Raw genomic sequence first — 20,560 nt, 5'->3', positions numbered from 1 at the left:
TTTAGGGACTCAATTGGGTAGATTAACGATAACTGAACAACAAAACCCGCCCTTTATTTAATGGCTTACTACAAACTACGAACATTGGTGGGTTAGGTTGGATAGTTGATTAATACCAAGTCGCAGTCTAAGGTAGAATCTGTCATGCTAATCTGTCCCATAGTTTTATTAAATTTAAACCATTCTCCACCTGAAAATTCAGATCGGCTGCAATTGGGACAAATACCGATAACCCGATGATTTATTCTTTACGTTGCCTGACATTGAAGCGCTACTACAAAGGGAATCGCCTCCTTTAAAGCACTGATCAAGGTATCAATTTCCTCGCGAGTATTGTAGAAATAGGGACTCACGCGAGCCGTGCAAGGAACACCTAAAATCCGGTGCAAGGGTTGGGTACAATATTGACCCGCCCGAATCGCAATGCCCGCCTGATCCAACACTTGCGCTAACTGATAAGGGTTGATCGTGCCGCAGGTAAATGAGGCTAACGCGGCTCTACCACTCCCGTCGGTTTTGGGTTTAGGACCATAAATTGTCAGACTGGGAATCGTGTTTAACTGCTCAAACAAATAGGCAGTCAGTTCATGTTCATACGCCTGGATTTTGTCCATCCCAATAGCGGTGAGGTAATCCACGGCGGCACCCAGCGCGATCGCTTCCCCCGTGGCGGGAGTTCCGGCTTCAAAACGGTAGGGGATATCGGCGTATGTGGCATGATCTAAAAAAACCTCAGCTATCATCTTCCCGCCCCCTAAAAATGGCGGCATTTCTCTGAGTACGTCTAATTTCCCATACAGGAAACCAATCCCTGTGGGAGCGCACATTTTGTGTCCTGACGCCGCTAACCAATCGCAATCAATCGCTTGTACGTCAAGTTTTAGGTGGGGTGTACTTTGACAAGCATCAATTAATACTTTTGCGCCATAGTGATGCGCCAGTGTGGTAATGTCTTGGATTGGATTTATACAGCCTAACGTGTTAGAAACATGAACAATGGATACCAGTTTCGTGCGATTGGAGAGTAGAGTTTTAAACTGGTCTAGGTTAAATTCTTGAGTATCGGTCAATTCGACAAATCTTAACACAGCACCCGTGCGTTGGGCAATCTGTTGCCACGGGATCAGATTGCTGTGGTGTTCCATGACTGAGAGAATGATTTCATCCCCAGGTTGTAAGTTTTTCCCTCCCCAAGTGGAGGCGACTAAATTAATTCCTTCTGTGGCGTTGCGGGTATAGATGATTTCTTGGGCAGATGTGGCATTAACAAATGTGGCAATTTTCTGCCGAGCGTTTTCGTAGGCTTCGGTGGCTTGGGAACTTAGGGTATGAATGCCTCGGTGAGCGTTGGCGTTCGTATGCTCATAGTAGTTCTGCCAAGTCTTAAGAACTTGTAAAGGTTTTTGGGAGGTTGAGGCATTATCCAGGTATACTAAAGGTTTACCGTTAATCTTATCTTGCAAAATCGGGAAGTCAGCCCGAACTTTGGCGGCAAGATGTGGTTCTGTGGCAAGTATCATAGTCATCCAGATTGAAAATTGTCTGTAGATTGTTCCAGATCAATTTTCATATTGATTGCCATGAAATCCAAGGGAAAAAATGATAAATTAAGTATCATTTTCTCAGAAAAATAGCCAAGATTCCCTGTTGCCTGTTGCCTTCTGAGGTATCCCAATCTAAATGCCGAACAACCTTAACCAGCCTCAAACCCTTACAAATGCTTTTTTCTCACTTACTGATCGTCTTGCTTCGCTTGCAAGTCATCTCTGGCTTGTGCATCCGAGATCGCCCGTTCTCGTAAAATGTCGGCATCAGTCTGATTCTTTGGGGTATTGGTAGCAGCCTGGTTGGGTTCTTCTCCCGATGTATCGGGCTGCTCAATATCTCCGGGTGTTTCTAAGTCGGCAGGTCTGGTATTGTAGGATTTAGGGGGTTTCATCAGTTCATCTCTAGCACTCAATGCCTATAGGCTATCTAGCGGAAGTTAGTTTCTCGTCTATCCTGAGAATGAGTTAGTTTAGATCCCCGACTTCTTGGAGAAGTCGGGGCTTTAAGTCAGTGCCATTCATCCTAAGTTAAATCGCCTCACCTAAAATGAGCTGTTGTCGATGACTGTGCAATAACTGAAAGTCCTGTTGCCCTACCTGCTCTAGCATATAGATGATATCTTCAGGTCGCAGCAGCGTGCCGTCATTCCGACAACTGCCAATATAACGTAGTACGGCAGGTTGAGACGGGGCGTCTGTTTTCACCTCTATCAGTTCTAACTCAAAGGTGCGATCGCGCAAATTCACCGACTTCTTTTTCCCCGACTTGGTGCGCTTCTCTAGCCAAATCGCCTCAGCTTGGTTTACCTGATCAACCCAATCTTGCCACTGTTCCCACGACGCTGATCCCGCTTCGCTTAACACTTCAAGCCGATACTCCGCTTTCTCTAAGAGTCGGGTTGTCGCTGGCACCTTTAAATCCGCTTCTTCAACCTGATACACCGGGATATCCGGCGGAAGCTGATCCGCTAACCGTTGCTGGAACTCCGCCACATCCATTGACTCGGTTAACTCGAAGTCGGCAATCTCACCACTACTCGACATCCCCAATGACAAGGCATTCGCGATCATAATCCTCGGTCCAGGATGATATCCCCCACTAAAGGTAATCGGTAACGATGCCCGTCTCACGGCACGGTCAAACAACCGGACTAAATCCAAATGACTGACTAATGTCATTTCGCCCACCTTACCGTACCACACCCGCAACCGCTGCGCTTTGTGTTGATTGGGCTTAAAATGACCTGTAAATTCGGGAATTTGCGGCGGTTCAAAGACAATATTATGACCAAAATCCGTGCCACAAATCCCACAGTGAGAACAGCCCTCAAAGGCACAATCGGGTACAGTCGCCGCATCGAGGGCGCGTTGTAAGTCTTCAATCAACCAATTTTTATCAATCCCGGTATCAATATGATCCCAGGGTAAGGGGGAAAGGGTGTAGGGGCGGGTTTCACTACTATCCTTTGCTTTATACCCAGATGCAACTAAACCCGCCCCGTCTAAGTGCAAGAGTTTTGATCCTTCGCTTCCCGAATATGACACCGGGTTTGTAGGGGCTCTTTTCACGTCTATCGTGTCTTGCTTCACCCCGATGTGACTAAACCCGCCCTGACTGATGGTTGCATTGTCAAACACGTTCCATTCGCCGTTTTCGATTTGGCGATATTTCCAGGTAAGATCAGATTCGGCGATCGCACCTTCCCAAGCCGCAAACGCTTGATCTAAACTTTCCCACCAGGCATCCATTCCCGCACCCAATTCCCAGGCGCGACGCACCACCGCCCCTAAGCGTCTGTCACCCCGCCCGACAAAGTCTTCCATTGCCGAAATTCGCACATCGGTGTAGTTTACCTTCACACCCTTAATCCGGCGAAAAGCATCGCGTAATAATTCCTGTTTACGGATAAACTCGGACGTAGACACCGAATGCCACTGGAATGGTGTATGCGGCTTAGGCGTAAAGTTAGAAATCGTGATATTAAAGCCAAACCGTTTCCGCCCCGATGCCCGACATTCCTGCTGCAACCACCTCACCGTTTCCGCAATCCCGATCACATCGGCATCGGTTTCACCGGGTAAGCCAATCATAAAGTAGAGTTTAACTTTATCCCACCCTTGCTCAAACGCTGTTTTAACACCCCGCAGCAATTCTTCATTCGTCAATCCCTTATTCACAATATCCCGCATCCGCTGGGTTCCGGCTTCTGGGGCGAAGGTTAACCCGCTTTTGCGCGTACCGCCGATAATATTGGCAATATTCTGATCAAACCGATCCACCCGTTGGCTGGGGAGAGACAGGGAAATATTCTCATTTTTGAGACGATTCTTTACCTCCAATCCCACGGCGGGTAGGGATAGGTAATCGGAACAGGAAAGAGAAAGCAGGGAAAACTCATTATATCCCGTCGCCCCCATTCCCTTTGCGATCGCATCCACGACTTTCTCCGGTTCCACATCCCTGGCGGGACGGGTTAACATTCCCGGTTGACAAAAACGACAACCCCTGGTACAACCGCGTCGAACTTCAATCGTCAGTCGATCATGCACGGTTTCGATATAGGGTACGAGTCCAATAGAATACTCCGGGATTGGTGTAGCGACTCGCCGCAAAATCCGCGCTGGCACATCCGGGCGATTGGGATGAACTGAACCATCCTCTGCCATGTCGTAAAATTGTGGCACATAAACCCCCGGAATCTGCGCCAAGTCTAAGAGTAATTCAGTGCGAGTTAATCCGGCGGCTTTGGCTTCTTCGATGACTAAACCCATTTCCGGGAGAACTTCTTCCCCATCCCCTAGCGCCACAACGTCTAAAAAGTCGGCGTAGGGTTCTGGGTTGGATGTCGCGGTTTGTCCGCCAGCAAAAATGAGGGGAATTTCGGTAATCGGGTGATTTGCCCGTTCTTGCCAAGTGAGGGGAATCTGGGCTAAGGAAAGCATTTCCAGGATATTGGTTGCCCCAAGTTCGTAGCTGAGGCTGAATCCCAGGATATCAAAATCTGTGAGCGATCGCCGATTTTCGACTGTAAATAAAGGGGTTTGAGTGTCCCGCAATTTCGCGGCTAAATCCGATGCGGGTAAATACGCGCGATCGCAAAGTTGTCGAGGTTGAGTGTTTAGGATGTTGTAAAGAATAATATGCCCTAAATTAGATGCACCCACTTCATAGACTTCTGGGTAGGTTAATACCCAGCGCACCTCAGCGGCGTCCCAGGGTTTATGGACAGCGCCTAACTCATTTCCCAGGTAGCGGGCTGGTTTGATGATGTCTTTAGTCAGTAGTTTCTCTGGTGCGATCGTCATGACAACCTTGCCCCTCTGCATCGAGTGCGGTTAACCCTTACAACTCATCCATCTTACAGAAGACTAGCAATAATGCCCAATAGCCACTAAACAATCCTGTGACTGTCTCCAGGAAAAACCAATGAATCCGTCAGGGGAGTGTACAATTCACCTACTTTATGATAGTGTTCTAGTTTCTCGATATCGGGGTCATCTCTTTTACCGAGTTATCAGAGTACACTACTGAACCTTTGAGTTAGCGAACGCCAGGGGGATCAAGCATACGCCCTTGTCCGGCTTAGGCGTTCCTCTTTAGCTGCCAAGGTTGCCAAGAAAGCATCATCGCTTTCAAAGATTTCCATAGCTCGATCCAGTTGAGTTAGCTCAAAAATCATCCGCACCGAATTCCCAATACCGCAAAGGCTAAAGCGCTGGTTTCGCTGTTGCGCTAAACGCAACGCTGATACCAATACACCCAAGCCAGCACTGTCAAGGGTTTCTACCTGCTGCATATCCACCAGCACTGTCGCATCGCGATCCGACAAAATAGCCGATTTCAGTTGGTGATCCAATTCAACCGCATTGGAGGCATTAACCTGACCCGTTGGTCTAACGATTGATAATTTGGAGTTTAAAGTTGCGATTGCCATAGCTCACTCCTCAGAGTTGTATAGGTTAAGACATTGGATTAGAGAATCCACCTAAAGATAGCGCGTCAATTCTCCAAGTTGCTACAATTTTTCATTAACAACGGGTTAAGGTTTTCTGGCGGGGGGGGTTTACTTGCTTCAGTTGTTTAGTGTTCTGTAAACAACGATTAAAAATTGTAGCCGAATATACTGAATAATGAACACTTAACCAAAAGTCATATCCCAAAATTTCTGCTTCACGAAATGTTTATCCTTAATACCAGTTGCTTTATATCTATAATTAATAGCCTATCTGTGGCATCTTCCTTCAGGTAGAGAATAAAATGAATCATTTTTTAGCATTTATTCTACTTCTTTAACAATTTTTTGTATAATCAAATACGCTAATTGATTACCCAGGAAGGACTGATCTGCGATAAACTGTTTAAATTGTTCCTTTTGCGGCGGCTTAAGCCAACCGTCTACTTAGTTATCAAGTCAATTCACTAAACGATTTTCTGCTAAGTAACAGTGATATAGATCACAAGAAAAAATGATGAAAATCACGCTCTCATCTAGTAATTCCCCAGAGAATTGATCTAGTATGGAATTCTGTGCAATAAGAGAGTGAAAACTACCTACGTTATCCGCCATTTGGTTGAAAGAGCGCTTTATATCAGGCAACTAACTCCTGATATAGAGAATGAAATTAACTACGAATTAACTCGCTTAGGATATATTTCCGATGCTGATTACGAAGCCCTGGAATTATTAATGGCTGAGATGGATGCGGGGAGAATCCGGTTAGTTCCTAGTGTTTAGAGCGTTACGTTAATCATCACTAGCTAGACGGGAAATTTTTGTCAGTGCCAAAAGCCAGTTTTAGATTACCCTATAGAGTTGATTTCAGGGATGACTCAAACTCCTGAGGATAGGTTTGCCAAACTTCAGCAATGAAATCAGCAAGTTGATGGCGAGTATCAGAATTATCTTTTGGGTAGCGACGTAAGTCTTCCAGTTGCGCTAATAGAGGAATGACCTCCGTATCCCAAACCAGTCGTAAAAACTTTGTGGGCCACAGTATGTCAGGTCCTTGACGCAAATCATACAATCTGAGAGATTGAGGGAGAACCGAGGTTATGTCTTCATTCTCGCTTGAGGTTACGGCTAGCATCAAAGGGCGCAACCAGCAAATCTGCCGCCATTCAACAACTTCAATCACTTCAGCGTATAAGTGGCGTGTTGCGTGTTCTAAACAAACGATCTGGTGAGTCTGGATAATGCTCATTTTGTTACAATATTTTTGATTAAAACCACCCCTCGGTTGAATCTCAATCTGAGGGGATAACCTTAAGTATTTGCCGTCATCCAATACTAACAAGGATTACAGCATTTTAGAATGATTTTATTATATAGCAGTCGCCAAGGCGATTAGGGCACAGCAAAATGCGCCAAACCTTGACCAGTCAATCTCTTCCCTTGGAGCCTTCTTCTGCCTTCTGCCTTCTGCCTTCTGCCTTCTGCCTTCTGCCTTTTGCTATAAGGCACGTCCACAACCTTGGGCTAATTCAGCGTTATACTCTGATTAGCTGGACAATAGTCTCGACAATTAATCGCTTGTTCCGAATTGGCAACAGACGGATGAATGGTACATTTGAGACGATAATCGTTGGTAAAAAATTGACAGTGGCTACAAGGGATTTGATGCATACGCTTAGCATTTGCCACACCGTCTTTAATCGCCAACCCGACTGTTAGTAGGCTCATGATTACTATTGTCCACGCTAGACAAAAGCACAAGGGTATGAGGAAAGGCTGAATCGCCTGAATGAGGGGGTAGAGAACTTGAAACACAATTCTATCCTATCTGACAAATTAACCAACACTATTATTAAAACTAATCATTCAGATTAGTTTTGGAAATTATAGCAAATTTTGCCAGATTCGATCATCAGTACCGCAACATTGGCAGTTAAATATAGCAGTACCAAGACAGGTTCGGATATTTTTTTCTGTTCCCTGTTCCCTGTTCCCTGTTCCCTGTTCCCTTTTGGGATCAACTGATGTCCTTTCCGTACCTCGTAGTGCCAATTATCTTTAAAACGGAATATCATCTAAATCTTTCTGGGTATCGGGAACCGGGGGGACATTTGGCACTGGAGAGGGTTCATAACTCGGCTGATCAATGGGCGAGGAATAATCATATCCCTGATCTCTCGGTGCGGATACAGGTGCTGGCTTGGGAGGGGCGGGACGCGATCGCATGGGAACCACATTCTCGTTAGACTGGGGTGATGATGGGATTGTCGCCTGCATCGTTGGGGAAACGGTAGTGGTTGGTAAACCCATGTCCGTATTTGCACCGAGTCGATGAACTCGATAAGTGGTTAATTCCGCCCGTTTTTCTTTAAATCCTTCGGGGCGTTCAATCGTATTCATACTCAGACGCCCTTCTAGGACTACCCGATCACCAACTCTATAGTTTTCCTTGATTTCTTGAGCCAAATTGCCCCAACCGACGACTTTGAGTGTTGCAGGTGGATCATCAGAGCGCATACTGGGAAACTGTACCAGCATTTGGGCAATCGGGGTTTGATTATCTGAGGTGTAACGCAGTTCTGGATCTTGAATAATTTGTGCCATTAAGACGCAGCTATTCATCGTTCATATCTCCTGGCGCTTTGGGTAATCGGTCTAGTCGCTGATTGACCGTGACTGCTAGTTGAGTCGCGCTTACGTTTAGGACAATTGGTCATTTAAACAACCATATTCGCCCATTCTATCATCACTCTGATCGGAGCGATTGACTCCTTACCCAGCAGACGTTGACCAACGAAAAAGGAGTCCGTTGCTATAACTCAACGGCTTCCTTCTTTAATTTAGAACAAAAGTACTATATTGTCAGGAGGGAGAAGACAGAAAGTTTTGACCCAACGCGCTAACTGTAGAGACGTAGCATGCTACGTCTCTACATGTTCCCTCATCTTAGACAGTCGATTCAGCTTTGGGCAATTCTAACCCTTGTTCCTGTTCAATGAACTCTTGCACATAGGTGCGATATTTTCTCAGATTTTCATCAACCCAATTCCGGTCATCGCTGTTGGCAAAGACATGGACTAGGGGTTCTCCCGCATCCGGCAAAATCAACACCCAACTGTCTGTGTGCTGATCCACTATCTTAACCCCATCAATGAGTTCTAAGTCCTCATTGGCGTGGGTTTCGACCAAGTGGCGCATTAATGCCCCTTTCACCGTCCAAGGACAGCGCATCGTATAGGTTTTATGGCAAACCCGAGGCAGTTCGCTCTTGATCTGACCTAAGGATCGCTCTTGAATCGTCAGCATCTCAATTAACTTGGCGATGCAGAACATGGCATCAAATCCGGGATGGAGTTGGGGGAAAATGAAGCCCATTTCCTCAGAACCGCCTAACACCACATTAGGATTGGTTTGAGACGCTTCCATCAACGCCGCTGGATTGGCTTTGGTGCGAATTACTCGACCATCATGACGACGGGCGATTTGTTCGACCGCACTGGAGGTATGCACCGGCACCACTACCGTACTGCGCGGATGAGCTGTTAGCATTACGCTAACCATCAGCGCGGTTAGGGTTTCCCCGCGCACAGGCATTCCGGATTCATCCACCAAGATCAGTTGTTCCCCATTCGCGGACACCTGCACACCAAAATTGCCCTTTAAGGCTTCCACCACCTGACCGAGTTGGGTAAGCAATCCTTCTCGTTCATCGGCGGATAGGGACATTTGATGTAAGCTGGCATTGAGGACAACCGCATCACAGCCGAATTTCGCCAACAAGACGGGGAGAACCGCCCCAGAGACTGCATAGGCATAATCAATCACTAATTTCGCGCCACTATTGCGAATCGCTTGCACATTTAAATACCGCTCAAAGCCGACGCTATAGAGATCGAGTAACTGACTGGGGTAGTTGACATTGCCAATTTCTGGAATCGGGGATCGGCGCAAGTCCTCTTTAAAGTAAGCCCCTTCAATTTTCTTTTCCTTGGCTTTGGAGATATTGATGCCGTGGGAATCAAAAATCTCGATCAGAATATAGTCGGGGCGATCGGGGTGTACTCGGACATGAATCCCCCCAGCAACGGCTAGGGTGGGTACAACCAGACGGGCAATGGGGATGGCTGTGGCTTCTAAGTTCTGGACGTGAACCCCCACCGACATCAAGCCCGCAATTAGCGATCGCGATACCATGCGGGAGATACTGCGCTGGTCACGAGAAACGGTGACTTGAGACCCCGGTTTTAAGGTTGATCCGTAAGCCGCACCCAGTTTGACGGCAAATTCTGGCGTAATATCAATATTCGCCAACCCTTGAACGCCACGCTGACCAAACAGATTCCGTTGGGCTGTACTCCCCCAAATCAGGTTCATGTTTAACATCGCACCCGATTCAATTTTCTTGCTGGGCCACACTCGCACACTGGGGCTAATTTGCGCTTCTTCTCCCACCGTTGACAGAGAACCGACAACCGCACCTTCTAAGACATGGGCGCGACGATCCACCCGGGTGCCTCGGGAAATGACACAAGCTCGCAGATGGGCTTCATCACCGATAATCGAACCATTCCAGAGAATCGGACGCTTCAGGTCAGCGTAAGCCCCAACGGTGACATTATCCCCAATCACGGTTCCGGCTTCAATATTTACCCCTGGACCAATGCGACAATTACTGCCAATTAGGGCTGGGGTTTCGATTTTAACCGTCGGATCAATCGAGGTATTTTGTCCCACCCATAGTCCGGATCGCTTCTGTTCGTAAGCAACGTCAATCTCTACTTTTTGATGTAAGGCGTCGTAGTGGGATTCGCGGTAAGCATCGAGATGACCGACATCACACCAATATCCATCCGCGACAAAGCCATACATGGGTTCCCCTTTGTCTAAGAGGAGGGGAAATAGGTCTTTAGAAAAGTCCGATTCTGTGCTTTCGGGCAGGTAATCTAGGACAGAGGGTTCTAGGATATAAGTGCCTGTATTGACCGTATCCGAGAAAATCTCACTGGTTGAGGGTTTTTCCAAGAAGCGGCGAATCCGCATTTGCTCATCGGTAATCACTACGCCGAATTCCACGGGATTGGGGACGCGGTAGAGAACAATGGTGGCTTTCGAGTTACGACTTTTGTGGAATTCAACGGCGGCTTTTAAATCGAAGTCGGTGATGCTGTCACCACTGATGACGATGAAGGTATCATCGAGGAGTTCGGCAATATTTTTCACGCAACCGGCAGTACCGAGGGGTTGGTCTTCTTCCACGGCATACGTCATTTGCACGCCAAAGTCACTACCATCTTGGAAATAATCCCGCATTACATCGGGGAGGTAGTACAGTGTAGCAATGACTTCGGTGATGTTATGTCGTTTGAGTAGGTTGATAATGTGTTCGGCGATCGGTCGATTGAGTACCGGCACCATGGGTTTGGGTAGATCACAGGTTAGGGGTCTCAGACGTGTTCCCGAACCGCCTGCCATCAGCACTGCTCGCATAAGTCCTCCTAAAATTTTTTGGATTCACGGTGTTTGAACCGTATAGTTTTCTACTTATTGTCTCGTTCAACCGTTCCTGATGAGAAAAGCTGAGCTAGCAAAGTCACGCTACAACTGATACATAGATGGATAAATAGACTGGAACTGAACTTATATGCTACTTTGACTTGTATCCGGGATCAATTCTACCTAGGACTGAAATAGTGCCGCCCAAAAGCGGAACGCTAGATATCACAGTTGATTCAATGATTTGTCTTCCTCCAAAGTGAACCTGAGACGTTTTGGGGGAGTTGGTCTAAAATGAGTGAATTAGCAGGCTCGCTTTTGCTCGGCTGAGGCTTCGCGGTCGGTGTGAAACAGTCCCTGATTCGGTTTCTTGGGGGTTATATCGAATGAAAGTATTAGTTTTGCTTCTGGTGTTAGGGATTTATGGCTACGGCGCTTGGAAGTTCTGGACGGGGTTCAATCGGACAAACTTCAGCCGCAGTTTGCCTAACCGGATTTATTTGTCTCTGTTGTGGCCCGCTTTGATTGTGGCAAATAAGCAGTATCGGAAAAATTTTAACAGAGCGTTGAAAGGTCGATAGGGTTTGTCGGAGAGTCAAGGGCGTCTGTGGCTGATTGGTGGAACCAGTGAGAGTGTGCAGTTAGCAGAGGCGATCGCGTCTCTAAACCTGCCTTGTCTGGTTACGGTGACAACAGCCGCCGCTGAGTCACTTTATCCTCAAACACCCAGTTTACAGGTGCAAGTGGGGCGCTTGGATGCCAAGCAAATCCAGCAGCTTTGTCAACAGCAACAGATTACTGCTATACTCGATGCCTCTCATCCCTATGCGGTGGAAATTTCCCGACTTGCGATCGCGACGGCACAACGTTTCCAAATTCCCTACCTGCGTTTTGAACGTCCTCTGGTTAAAGGAAACGAGGGAGATGGGGGAAATCAGGGCGGGTTTAGTAACATCAGGGTGACAACAAATGATAATAGTGAAACCCGCCCCTACACATCGGTCAAGGCGGGTGTTGAGGAAACGTTATCATCAACAGCGAAACCAAATTCCTTAAACCCGCCCCTACAGACGAATAATGAACCCGATGTAATTACCTTAGACAGCTTTGAAACCTTGGTGGCGGGTGACTATTTGAACCAGCAACGGGTACTGTTGACAGTGGGTTATAAAGTTTTATCCTTATTTCAAGACTGGCAAGCGCGATCGACTCTATTTGCCCGGATTCTTCCAGCAGTTACGTCTCTAGAGGCGGCTATAGCAGCAGGATTTAGTCGCGATCGCATTATCGCCCTACGCCCCCCTGTACCCGTTGAATTGGAAATGGCACTCTGGCGTCACTGGGATATTTCTCTGGTAGTGACGAAGGCGTCTGGAGTAGCTGGGGGAGAGGCGACGAAGCGACAAGTGGCGGCGCAGTTGGGCATTCCCTTAATTGTGATTGAGCGTCCGGTGGTAGAGTATCCCCAGCAAACCAGTGATATCACCGTGGCGTTGGCGTTTTGCCAGAGATATTTGACAACCTGATAATTATGTTTGATGCCCTCCATATCCATCCATTTTCAATCCTCATGTAAAAAATTTGAATTCAGAATTTATAAACCTATCGTAGGGGCGGGTTTAGGGACTCAATTTAGTGTATTACCGATAACTGAACAACAAAACCCGCCCTTTATTTAATTGCGCTAAGGTTATTGCCTCCGTTGAACATTTTTAAGGCTAAAGCCCCTACTACAAACTACGAACATCGGTGGGTTAAGGCGGATAGTTCATTAAATAGTTATCACCTCAATTAAATTCCGCCTAACCCACCCTACGAATTTGAATAATTTTTTTCAATACCATTTATACAGGTTATACTAAATACTTATCTACACTAAATTTTCTATGCGTTTATCCATGATTAAAACCTTCGGTATAGCCACCAGCTTAACCAATATCGCCCTAGTTGTCCTGCTAACTCTCAGCCATTCCGCGCAAGCCGCCAAAGAACAAGATGTGGACAAGCTATTAGAGGAAGGAGAATGTCCAACTTGTAATTTGCGGGGAGTACGTTTAGGGGAGCGGGATCTGAGAGGATTCAACATTGAAGGTGCTAACCTAGTCGAGGCTGATTTAAGAGAAGCTGACTTACGAGACGCCCGACTTTCCGGGGCAAACTTAGAGGATGCGGATCTCAGAAATGCTAAACTATCTAACGCTAATTTATTTCGTGCCAAACTCCTTAAAGTTGATCTACAAGAGGCGAATTTAGAAGCGGCTAATCTCCAGAATGCCAACTTACAGTTTGCTGATTTACAGAAGGCTAACTTGATGAATGCTTCGTTACAGAATGCCAATCTGACTCGTGCAAATTTACAGGAAACGGATTTAAGACAAGCTAAATTAGCCAATGCATCTCTAGAAGGCGCTAATCTCAGTGAGGCGAATTTAGCAGGAACATCCTTAAGAGGGGTAAATCTAAAAGGCGCGAATTTAGAAAATACCAAGTTATTTCGCACTGATTTAAGAGACACCCAATTTAATAGTCAAACGGTTCTGGCTGACAAATGGTTATTTGTTTGGGAATTAGTCAATCAAGGAATTGCTGGACAAGCCTTGGCGGGGGCGGATTTGTCAGGCGCGAATTTAGAAGGGTTGAATCTGGAAAATGCGAATTTAGAAAAGGCTGATTTATCCGAAGCGTATCTCTTTATTGTTAACTTACGCCATGCTAATCTGCAAGGAACGCAGTTGACTAATACTGAATTGCGTTATGCTGACCTGAGTAATGCTAATTTAAGCAATGCCAATTTAAGAAATGCCGAACTGGGAAATGTTAATTTAGCGGGAGCCAATTTAGAAAAGGCTAACCTGAGAACGGCAAAAATTAATGAACAGACAACTCTTGATCCGAAATGGCAGCTAGTGTGGGAAATTGTGAATCAAGGGGCTGAGGAACGCCAATTGCGGGGGGCTAATTTATTTAATGCTGATTTAAGTGGAGCCAATTTCCGCAATGTGAATCTAAGTGGTGCTAGTCTGTATAATTCTGACCTGCGAGATACGAATTTTGAGGAAGCAACTTTGTTTCAAGCCGATTTGAGTGGCGCTGATTTAGCCGGGGCAAATTTGGAGAAGGCGAATCTCCAAGAGGCAAATCTTGAGGGGGCTAATTTAGAGGGGGCTAATCTTAGCCAAGCCAATCTTTGTGATGCGATTATGCCTGATGGGACAAAACAATCCTGTGAATAAATGTTCTGGTGTTGTTATAAGTGGGTGGACACAATTAAAGTTAACGGTTGAGATTAGGAAGGATCAGGGAACAGGGAACAGTAAGGGTTTGAGGGTGATTTACTTGCACTTAATGCAGTACCGTTTTATGCCAGTCCGACTACTTAGCAAGTTTCAATCCCAATAACGGGATTGAAAGTGTCTCATCCGATCTGGCACAGCTAGCGATCGCACTCCTGGCGATAACGACGATTCACGACATACCACTTTGTTCTTTTTGTATCCTTCGCTACTAACATATCTTTAGCGCGACTCAATCATCATTTCGGCTCAACTTGTCAAGTTCTGATAAATTAAACCATTCTTTCCCCCAGAAAGGTTTAAATTTTCCAATCAGACTCCCGTCTCAACAAAACGTCATAATTGCTCGTTTTTTACCTCGTCTTGGGAAAAAGCTACGAATTTTCAGGGTTTGCAGCGATTGTGAGCAGATTGTGCGATTTTCAGGTATACTCTCTATTGTGGGTATTTTATAAGTAAAAATAATTTAGACACAGCTAAACCCATTGAATTTTCGTAAAACTTTGTATAATTGCTGGTTTTCCTCTCACTGCCAATGTACCATTGGACGCATGTATTTTGTTAAACTTATGTTAAAAAGCATGACTAAGTATTGACAAACACACAGATGACACAGAGGGGATGGCGCAGATAGAATACTGAATAGTGAAGCACACAGATTGACACAGACAACTAAATAATTTCCCCACAAGCTAATCCTTTTTTATCCGGATGTTGGGTGTCGCGATCGCTCACTATAAACCCCGCCGCCGCCACGAGCAAGTGCTGCATCGAGATACCGAGGCAGAATTTGTGGATATCTTGACCGAAGAAGATTATCCGATGTATAGCAGTAGACACATCGATTATGACTTTCGGCACCATTGTAGTGGCGTGACACAGCTAAAATTGTGGAATAGATTTGACGTTTAAACCGGGCGCAAGGATGGTGCCCCTACAATTCTAATCCACCAAATATAGCGGTACTAAGACAGGTTAGGACATTCTTTACTGTTCCCTGTTCCCTGTTCCCTGTTCCCTTCCCTCACCACAAAATTCAGCAGACCCTACCTATATTACAATATATGAAGATACGTAAAAAATACTCATGCCCAGCGTTTCTACTCCTCAAACTCATCGCGTTGTTGTCATTGGTGCAGGAATTGGGGGACTCACGGCTGGCGCCCTCCTTGCCCGTCGGGGTTACTCGGTGTTAGTCCTCGACCAAGCCTTTGTTCCTGGCGGCTGTGCCTCCACATTTAAGCGTCGCGGCTTTACCTTTGATGTGGGGGCGACGCAAGTGGCTGGTTTAGAACCCGGTGGGATTCATCAGCGAATCTTTGCGGAGTTAGAGATTGATTTACCCGCCGCGACTCCCTGTGATCCCGGTTGTGCAGTATTTCTCCCCGATGAAACCGAACCGATTAACGTGTGGCGTAACCCAGAACAATGGGCAAAGGAACGGCAACGCCAATTTCCGGGGAGTGAACCCTTCTGGCAACTGATGAGGACTCTATTTAATGCCAGTTGGAGATTTCAAGCCCGTGATCCCGTATTACCGCCACGAAATCTCTGGGATGTGTGGCAATTAACCGCAGCGGTGCGCCCCGATACCCTGATTACGCTACCGTTTACGTTTATGACAGTGGGGGATGCCTTGCGCGGCTATCGCCTCTATGACAATCAGCGTTTGAGAACCTTTCTAGATTTACAACTGAAGCTGTATTCTCAAGTCGATGCCGATGAAACCGCCTTACTCTATGCTGCGACTGCCTTGGGCGTTTCCCAAGCACCTCAAGGATTGTTTCATCTGAAAGGGAGTATGCAAGTGTTGAGCGATCGCCTAGTGGCGGCGTTGGAGAAATGGGGGGGTAAACTGCTGATGCGGCATACTGTGGAACAGATTCAGGTTTGTGGGGGCAAAGTTACAGGCGTAACGGTAAGAAATCAGAAAACGGGACAAGTTTGGACAGAACCAGCCGATGAAGTGGTGGCAAATGTCACCGCCCAAAACCTGGTCAAGTTACTGGGAAATCACGCGCCCAAGGGTTATCAGCGTCGCGTCGATAAATTACCACCCGCATCGGGTGCCTTTGTCATGTACCTAGGAGTTGACCAAAACGCTATTCCAACAGGTTGTCCGCCTCACCTACAATTTCTCTACGATTACGACGGTGAGATTGGCGAAAATAACTCCCTATTTGTCTCGGTTAGTAAACCGGGTGATGGTCGCGCCCCAGAGGGCAAAGCCACGATTATTGCCTCCTCGTTTACCGATACCCGGATATGGTGGCAAGGGTCTAAGCAGGAGTATGACCACCTTAAACAAACGTATACCCAAGAGGCGATCGCGCGGCTAGGTGAGTATTTTGACTTAACCCCTGAAACGATTATCCACCAAGAAACCGCAACACCCCGCACCTTTGCCTATTACACCGGACGTGATCAAGGAATCGTCGGCGGAATTGGTCAGCGAATCCCGACATTCGGTCCGTTTGGCTTTGCCACTCGCACCCCGATTCCTCACTTGTGGTTAGTGGGAGATTCCACCCATCCCGGTGAAGGAACGGCTGGAGTCAGCTACTCAGCACTTACGGCGGTACGGCAAATACAGCGCTTCGCACTGGGCAATAGGCAATAGGCAATAGGCAATAGGCAATAGGCAATAGGCAATAGAAATTTTGTCTCCCATCTCCCCCAACTTCCCCATCTTCCCCATCTCCCCCATCTCCCCATCTTCCCCATCTCCCCCTGCTTCCCCTGCTCCCAGACGTAGCATGCTACGTCTCTACATGGCTCCCCCATCTCCCCCAGTTTCAGGTACTCTAAAGAAAGAGTTTTATTGGTAGACTGCAATGGGATTAAACCTGTTGGCAAGACGATAGAGACCTTAAACCTTGTCGGTCTTGTGTATACATAGTTGTTTGGATTAGGGAAAACTGCCGTGGATGGGGGGAATCAGCAACGAATCTTAGGTTATTTCATCGAAGAGGCGAAAGAACACCTGGACACCCTGGAACAAGGGTTACTGAACGTGCAGGAGACTGCCCAAGACCCAGAGATGGTCAATGAGATGTTTCGGGCGGCTCATTCGGTTAAGGGGGGAGCGGCGATGCTAGGCTTTAGTAGTCTGCAAAAAATTGCCCACCGCTTAGAGGATTGTCTGAAGATTCTTAAAGAAAATCCAGTTAAGCTGGATCGCCATGTCGAGAGTTTATTCTTACAAGGTTACGACACGCTCAAAGACCTGATCGAACAACTCCAAGGACCCTATGGTATCCGGGATGAGGAAGCCGATAAAATGGTTCAAGCTGCCGAACCAACGTTCAAGGAATTGCAGATGTACTTGGAACGGTTGATTGGTGGTGAATCACCAACCGCCGCCCCAGCTAAGGCGGAAAAGGCTGGAGGCAAAGCAGCGGCTCAAGTTCCTGAGAACTTTTCGGCTCAGGTGACAGGTATCCTCAAGCAAATGTTGCAACTGTTCAAACAATCCGAAACAGCCGCCCATCGTCAAAAACTACAGGAACATTGCCATAAGTTAGCCAAACTCGCCCAAACGGTTGAACCCTGGCAAGTCTTGGTCAAAAATGCCTCGGATGCGATCGCGAATTCCCAAAATTCGTTCCACACGCTAGCACCTGTGATTATTAAAGAACTCAAACAAGCTAGCGATCAAGTTCAACAAGGAAACGAGAATGCTGTCAAGGCAAGTCCAGCGTTACAGAAGTTGGCAAAAGCTACCCCCAGTAAAGGCGGTGGTAAAGAGATTACGATCACTGTAGAACCCAAAGCAGCGGCTAAAGCGATCGTCAAAGCCTTTGATAAACGACAACTCACTCAACTGACCAAATTACTGGTTCAAGCCACTCGCGCTTCTTCCTAGGTGATATCAAACCTGGAACCAGACGGAACGGAAGCGAAACCTCGGACAGCATTCTTCAATCCGCGAATCGCTCCGTTCAGATACATTTAACCCGGAAAAATCTAGAAATTGCCTGCAAATCATGGTTTAGTCATTAACAGCATGATAAATCAGCATGATAAATTATTGGCTTAAGATGGGGGCAGAGGGACTTGAACCCTCACGACCTTTTACGGTCAACGGATTTTCATTCTCACTGTAGCTTTCGCTACTGCCTTCACTAGCATCTGAGAATTGGACTCTCCCTTTACCCTCGGCTTCACGTTAGGGTAGCTCCCGTCGAGTCTCTGCACCTTCCGATTCTTCGCTTCGCTCTAGGACATGGTTTTGACCTGTCGCTTTGCTCCAGTGAGCCTGGTTTTGAGTTAGTTGGGTTGAACCCATAACTCAGCACTCTCTTATCGGCTTGGCTCAGGATTGCCTTATCTGTGTCCAGACGTAGGTTTCCCTGAATTTGAGAGCATCCACTTGACAGATTTCTCCATCAAGGCTCAATTTACTTAAGTCCGTAGCGTCTACCATTCCGCCACGCCCCCCTTTCGGGTTGTGCTTCGGTATTGAAGTTTACATCAAAACCTCCGCATTTGTCTATTTGAACATTAAATGGGGCAGATTGGCAACTAGAAAATTTGAGGAACCTGAACACGGTAAGATAGTAGGGGCGATCAAGGAGGTTTAGGGTAGCCTGACCAGGAACCATTCACCTCTTGATTATGCGATCGCCTGTATTTTACAGACCTGTTGCCGCTATAAGACCATCACATTATGATTGTTGCACTACTTTATCTCGCTTTAGGTGGACTCTACCTGGTTGTCGTTCCCTTGCTCACCTACTTTTACCTCAAACAGCGCTGGTATGTGGCTAGCTCCTTTGAGCGTAGCTTTATGTACTTCCTCGTCTTCTTCTTCTTCCCTGGATTAATCCTGTTTAGTCCCTTCCTGAACTTCCGTCCCAAAAAGCGTCAGATCCAAGCTTAATCACAAATGCGACGAATTGATGCGATCGGAATTGCCATCGGCGTGTTTGCGGCTGGTGGTATTATGTATCTCCTCTTACAGGTTGCTGGTTTGGACGAGGTAAAAGCCGGGATTTGGAGTCAAGCCCTATTAGTCGGCGGTTTACTCGGCTGGGTACTCACCTATCTGTTCCGAGTGGGGTCTCACAAAATGACCTATAACCAGCAACTGAAAGACTACGAAGATGCTGTCTTGCAAAAGCGCCTCGAAGAGATGACCCCAGAAGAACTTGCCCAGTTACAAGCCGAATTGGAACAAGAGTCTGAATAAATTGGAATTCCCTGTTCCCTGTTCCCTGTTTCCTGTTCCCTAACCGATGACCAAAATTTCCCAGTGCTTTGAGACTCTACGCCAGCGCTCTGAATGTGCCTTTATTCCCTTTATCACAGCAGGTGACCCGGATTTGGTTACCACGGCTCAAGCGTTGCGAGTCCTTGACAAATCAGGGGCAGATATGATAGAGCTAGGTGTCCCCTATTCCGATCCCCTGGCAGATGGTCCGACGATTCAAGCGGCGGCGACACGAGCCTTGAAACGGGGGGTACGATTGGATGATGTCCTGGCGATCGCCCAGGAAGTAACCCCCGATCTAAACGCACCGATTATTCTATTTACCTATTACAACCCGATTCTCAATCGGGGGATTGAAGTCTTTTTAAAACAAATTGCTGCTGCTGGTATAGCCGGGTTAGTCGTACCAGATTTACCCTTAGAGGAAGCCGAATCACTGATCCAGCCTGCGACTGAAATTGGCATCGAAGTGGTTTTATTAGTCGCACCCACCAGTCGGAAAGCCAGAATTGAGGCGATCGCGAAAAAATCCCAGGGCTTCATTTACCTCGTCAGCGTCACAGGCGTCACCGGGATGAGAAAGCAAGTCGCATCTCGTATCCCCGATTTACTCGAGGAAATGCGGGCGGTAACAGACAAACCCATCGGAGTCGGTTTTGGTATCTCTCAACCCGAACAAGCACGACAGGTAAAACAGTGGGGTGCAGATGCAGTAATTGTGGGGAGTGCGTTTGTGAAGCGTTTAGCTGAAGGAACCCCGACTGAAGGATTAAAAGCGATTGAGGAGTTTTGTCAATCCCTCAAGTCAGCGATTAGAGATTAACTTTCTTTTCAGATTTTGCACTGTTGTTGAGCCAGCTTATTTTATAGAAGATGGGCAAAGCTGAACAACACTGAATAATTCCTTCGCCATCTATCAGTTTGACGCTCCCTCACTGAAAGTGAGGGATTCTGCGGACAGAGTTAAGTTGTGGCAACTTCCACAATCTAACTCTCGCTACGGTTGTCAAAGACCGTCTACCCAGTCGGTTTAGGTCAATACCTAACTTCCTGGCTACTTTT

At 46.9% G+C, this 20,560-nt stretch carries 19 protein-coding genes; 9 read left to right on the top strand and 10 right to left on the bottom strand.

What is annotated here, in order from left to right:
* Nucleotides 1–248: 248 nt before the first annotated feature.
* The 4 genes from RIE73_RS17785 to RIE73_RS17770 all read right to left on the bottom strand — a co-directional run bounded on the left by RIE73_RS17785 (nt 249) and on the right by RIE73_RS17770 (nt 5,482).
* Complete coding sequence (locus tag RIE73_RS17785) at nt 249–1,520, bottom strand: SufS family cysteine desulfurase (protein WP_446402454.1); 1,272 nt, start codon at nt 1,518–1,520, stop codon at nt 249–251.
* Nucleotides 1,521–1,732: 212 nt separating this feature from the next.
* Nucleotides 1,733–1,939: a hypothetical protein gene (locus RIE73_RS17780; protein ID WP_446402443.1), complete on the bottom strand. Its 207-nt coding sequence runs from the start codon at nt 1,937–1,939 to the stop codon at nt 1,733–1,735.
* 136 nt (nt 1,940–2,075) lie between these two features.
* Nucleotides 2,076–4,853: a TIGR03960 family B12-binding radical SAM protein gene (locus tag RIE73_RS17775; protein WP_446402442.1), complete on the bottom strand. Its 2,778-nt coding sequence runs from the start codon at nt 4,851–4,853 to the stop codon at nt 2,076–2,078.
* Between the two features lie 254 nt (nt 4,854–5,107).
* Nucleotides 5,108–5,482, bottom strand: a complete 375-nt coding sequence (locus RIE73_RS17770; protein WP_446402441.1) for an STAS domain-containing protein — start codon at nt 5,480–5,482, stop codon at nt 5,108–5,110.
* A 606-nt stretch (nt 5,483–6,088) separates the two neighbouring features.
* Between RIE73_RS17770 and RIE73_RS17765 the strand changes: the two genes are divergently transcribed.
* Nucleotides 6,089–6,283: a hypothetical protein gene (locus RIE73_RS17765; protein ID WP_006098826.1), complete on the top strand. Its 195-nt coding sequence runs from the start codon at nt 6,089–6,091 to the stop codon at nt 6,281–6,283.
* A gap of 70 nt (nt 6,284–6,353) precedes the next feature.
* Here the strand turns inward: RIE73_RS17765 and RIE73_RS17760 are convergent, their stop codons facing one another.
* The 4 genes from RIE73_RS17760 to RIE73_RS17745 all read right to left on the bottom strand — a co-directional run bounded on the left by RIE73_RS17760 (nt 6,354) and on the right by RIE73_RS17745 (nt 10,987).
* Complete coding sequence (locus RIE73_RS17760; protein ID WP_446402440.1) at nt 6,354–6,749, bottom strand: hypothetical protein; 396 nt, start codon at nt 6,747–6,749, stop codon at nt 6,354–6,356.
* A 275-nt stretch (nt 6,750–7,024) separates the two neighbouring features.
* Nucleotides 7,025–7,228, bottom strand: a complete 204-nt coding sequence (locus tag RIE73_RS17755) for a hypothetical protein (RefSeq protein ID WP_446402439.1) — start codon at nt 7,226–7,228, stop codon at nt 7,025–7,027.
* Nucleotides 7,229–7,558: 330 nt separating this feature from the next.
* Nucleotides 7,559–8,122 carry a single-stranded DNA-binding protein gene (locus RIE73_RS17750; RefSeq protein WP_446402438.1) on the bottom strand — a complete coding sequence of 188 codons (564 nt, stop codon included), beginning with the start codon at nt 8,120–8,122 and terminating at the stop codon, nt 7,559–7,561.
* Nucleotides 8,123–8,446: 324 nt separating this feature from the next.
* Nucleotides 8,447–10,987, bottom strand: coding sequence for a sugar phosphate nucleotidyltransferase (locus tag RIE73_RS17745; protein WP_446402437.1), 2,541 nt, complete (start codon nt 10,985–10,987; stop codon nt 8,447–8,449).
* A gap of 392 nt (nt 10,988–11,379) precedes the next feature.
* On the opposite strand from RIE73_RS17745, the gene RIE73_RS17740 reads away from it, so the two are divergent.
* The 3 genes from RIE73_RS17740 to RIE73_RS17730 all read left to right on the top strand — a co-directional run bounded on the left by RIE73_RS17740 (nt 11,380) and on the right by RIE73_RS17730 (nt 14,226).
* The gene (locus RIE73_RS17740) at nt 11,380–11,574 is read left to right on the top strand and encodes a hypothetical protein (protein WP_446402436.1); all 195 of its coding nucleotides are present in this window, start codon (nt 11,380–11,382) and stop codon (nt 11,572–11,574) included.
* 3 nt (nt 11,575–11,577) lie between these two features.
* Nucleotides 11,578–12,519 (top strand): precorrin-6A/cobalt-precorrin-6A reductase, encoded by a 942-nt coding sequence (locus RIE73_RS17735; protein ID WP_446402435.1) that lies wholly within the window; start codon nt 11,578–11,580, stop codon nt 12,517–12,519.
* 372 nt (nt 12,520–12,891) lie between these two features.
* Nucleotides 12,892–14,226, top strand: a complete 1,335-nt coding sequence (locus tag RIE73_RS17730; RefSeq protein WP_446402434.1) for a pentapeptide repeat-containing protein — start codon at nt 12,892–12,894, stop codon at nt 14,224–14,226.
* A 732-nt stretch (nt 14,227–14,958) separates the two neighbouring features.
* Here the strand turns inward: RIE73_RS17730 and RIE73_RS17725 are convergent.
* Entirely contained in the window at nt 14,959–15,126 is a 168-nt protein-coding gene (locus RIE73_RS17725) for a hypothetical protein (RefSeq protein ID WP_446402433.1), read from the bottom strand.
* A gap of 247 nt (nt 15,127–15,373) precedes the next feature.
* On the opposite strand from RIE73_RS17725, the gene crtD reads away from it, so the two are divergent.
* Entirely contained in the window at nt 15,374–16,906 is a 1,533-nt protein-coding gene (gene crtD / locus RIE73_RS17720; RefSeq protein WP_446402432.1) for a C-3',4' desaturase CrtD, read from the top strand.
* On the opposite strand, the gene RIE73_RS17715 is transcribed toward crtD, so the two are convergent.
* Nucleotides 16,850–17,044 carry a hypothetical protein gene (locus RIE73_RS17715; protein WP_446402431.1) on the bottom strand — a complete coding sequence of 65 codons (195 nt, stop codon included), beginning with the start codon at nt 17,042–17,044 and terminating at the stop codon, nt 16,850–16,852. The two genes, crtD and RIE73_RS17715, sit on opposite strands and share 57 nt — an antisense overlap.
* A gap of 165 nt (nt 17,045–17,209) precedes the next feature.
* Between RIE73_RS17715 and RIE73_RS17710 the strand changes: the two genes are divergently transcribed.
* From RIE73_RS17710 to trpA, 4 genes are all read left to right on the top strand, one after another.
* Complete coding sequence (locus tag RIE73_RS17710; RefSeq protein WP_446402453.1) at nt 17,210–18,151, top strand: Hpt domain-containing protein; 942 nt, start codon at nt 17,210–17,212, stop codon at nt 18,149–18,151.
* Between the two features lie 804 nt (nt 18,152–18,955).
* Nucleotides 18,956–19,168 (top strand): NAD(P)H-quinone oxidoreductase subunit L, encoded by a 213-nt coding sequence (gene ndhL / locus RIE73_RS17705; RefSeq protein WP_446402430.1) that lies wholly within the window; start codon nt 18,956–18,958, stop codon nt 19,166–19,168.
* A 6-nt stretch (nt 19,169–19,174) separates the two neighbouring features.
* A complete protein-coding gene (locus tag RIE73_RS17700) occupies nt 19,175–19,477 on the top strand; it encodes a DUF3007 family protein (RefSeq protein WP_446402429.1) in 303 nt (100 codons plus the stop codon).
* Nucleotides 19,478–19,523: 46 nt separating this feature from the next.
* The gene (gene trpA / locus RIE73_RS17695) at nt 19,524–20,321 is read left to right on the top strand and encodes a tryptophan synthase subunit alpha (protein WP_446402428.1); all 798 of its coding nucleotides are present in this window, start codon (nt 19,524–19,526) and stop codon (nt 20,319–20,321) included.
* The last annotated feature ends 239 nt before the right edge of the window (nt 20,322–20,560 follow it).

This window comes from Coleofasciculus sp. C1-SOL-03, from assembly GCF_040220555.1.
Taxonomy (GTDB): Bacteria; Cyanobacteriota; Cyanobacteriia; order Cyanobacteriales; family Coleofasciculaceae; genus Coleofasciculus.
This window is presented reverse-complemented; position numbering and strand designations above follow the sequence as displayed.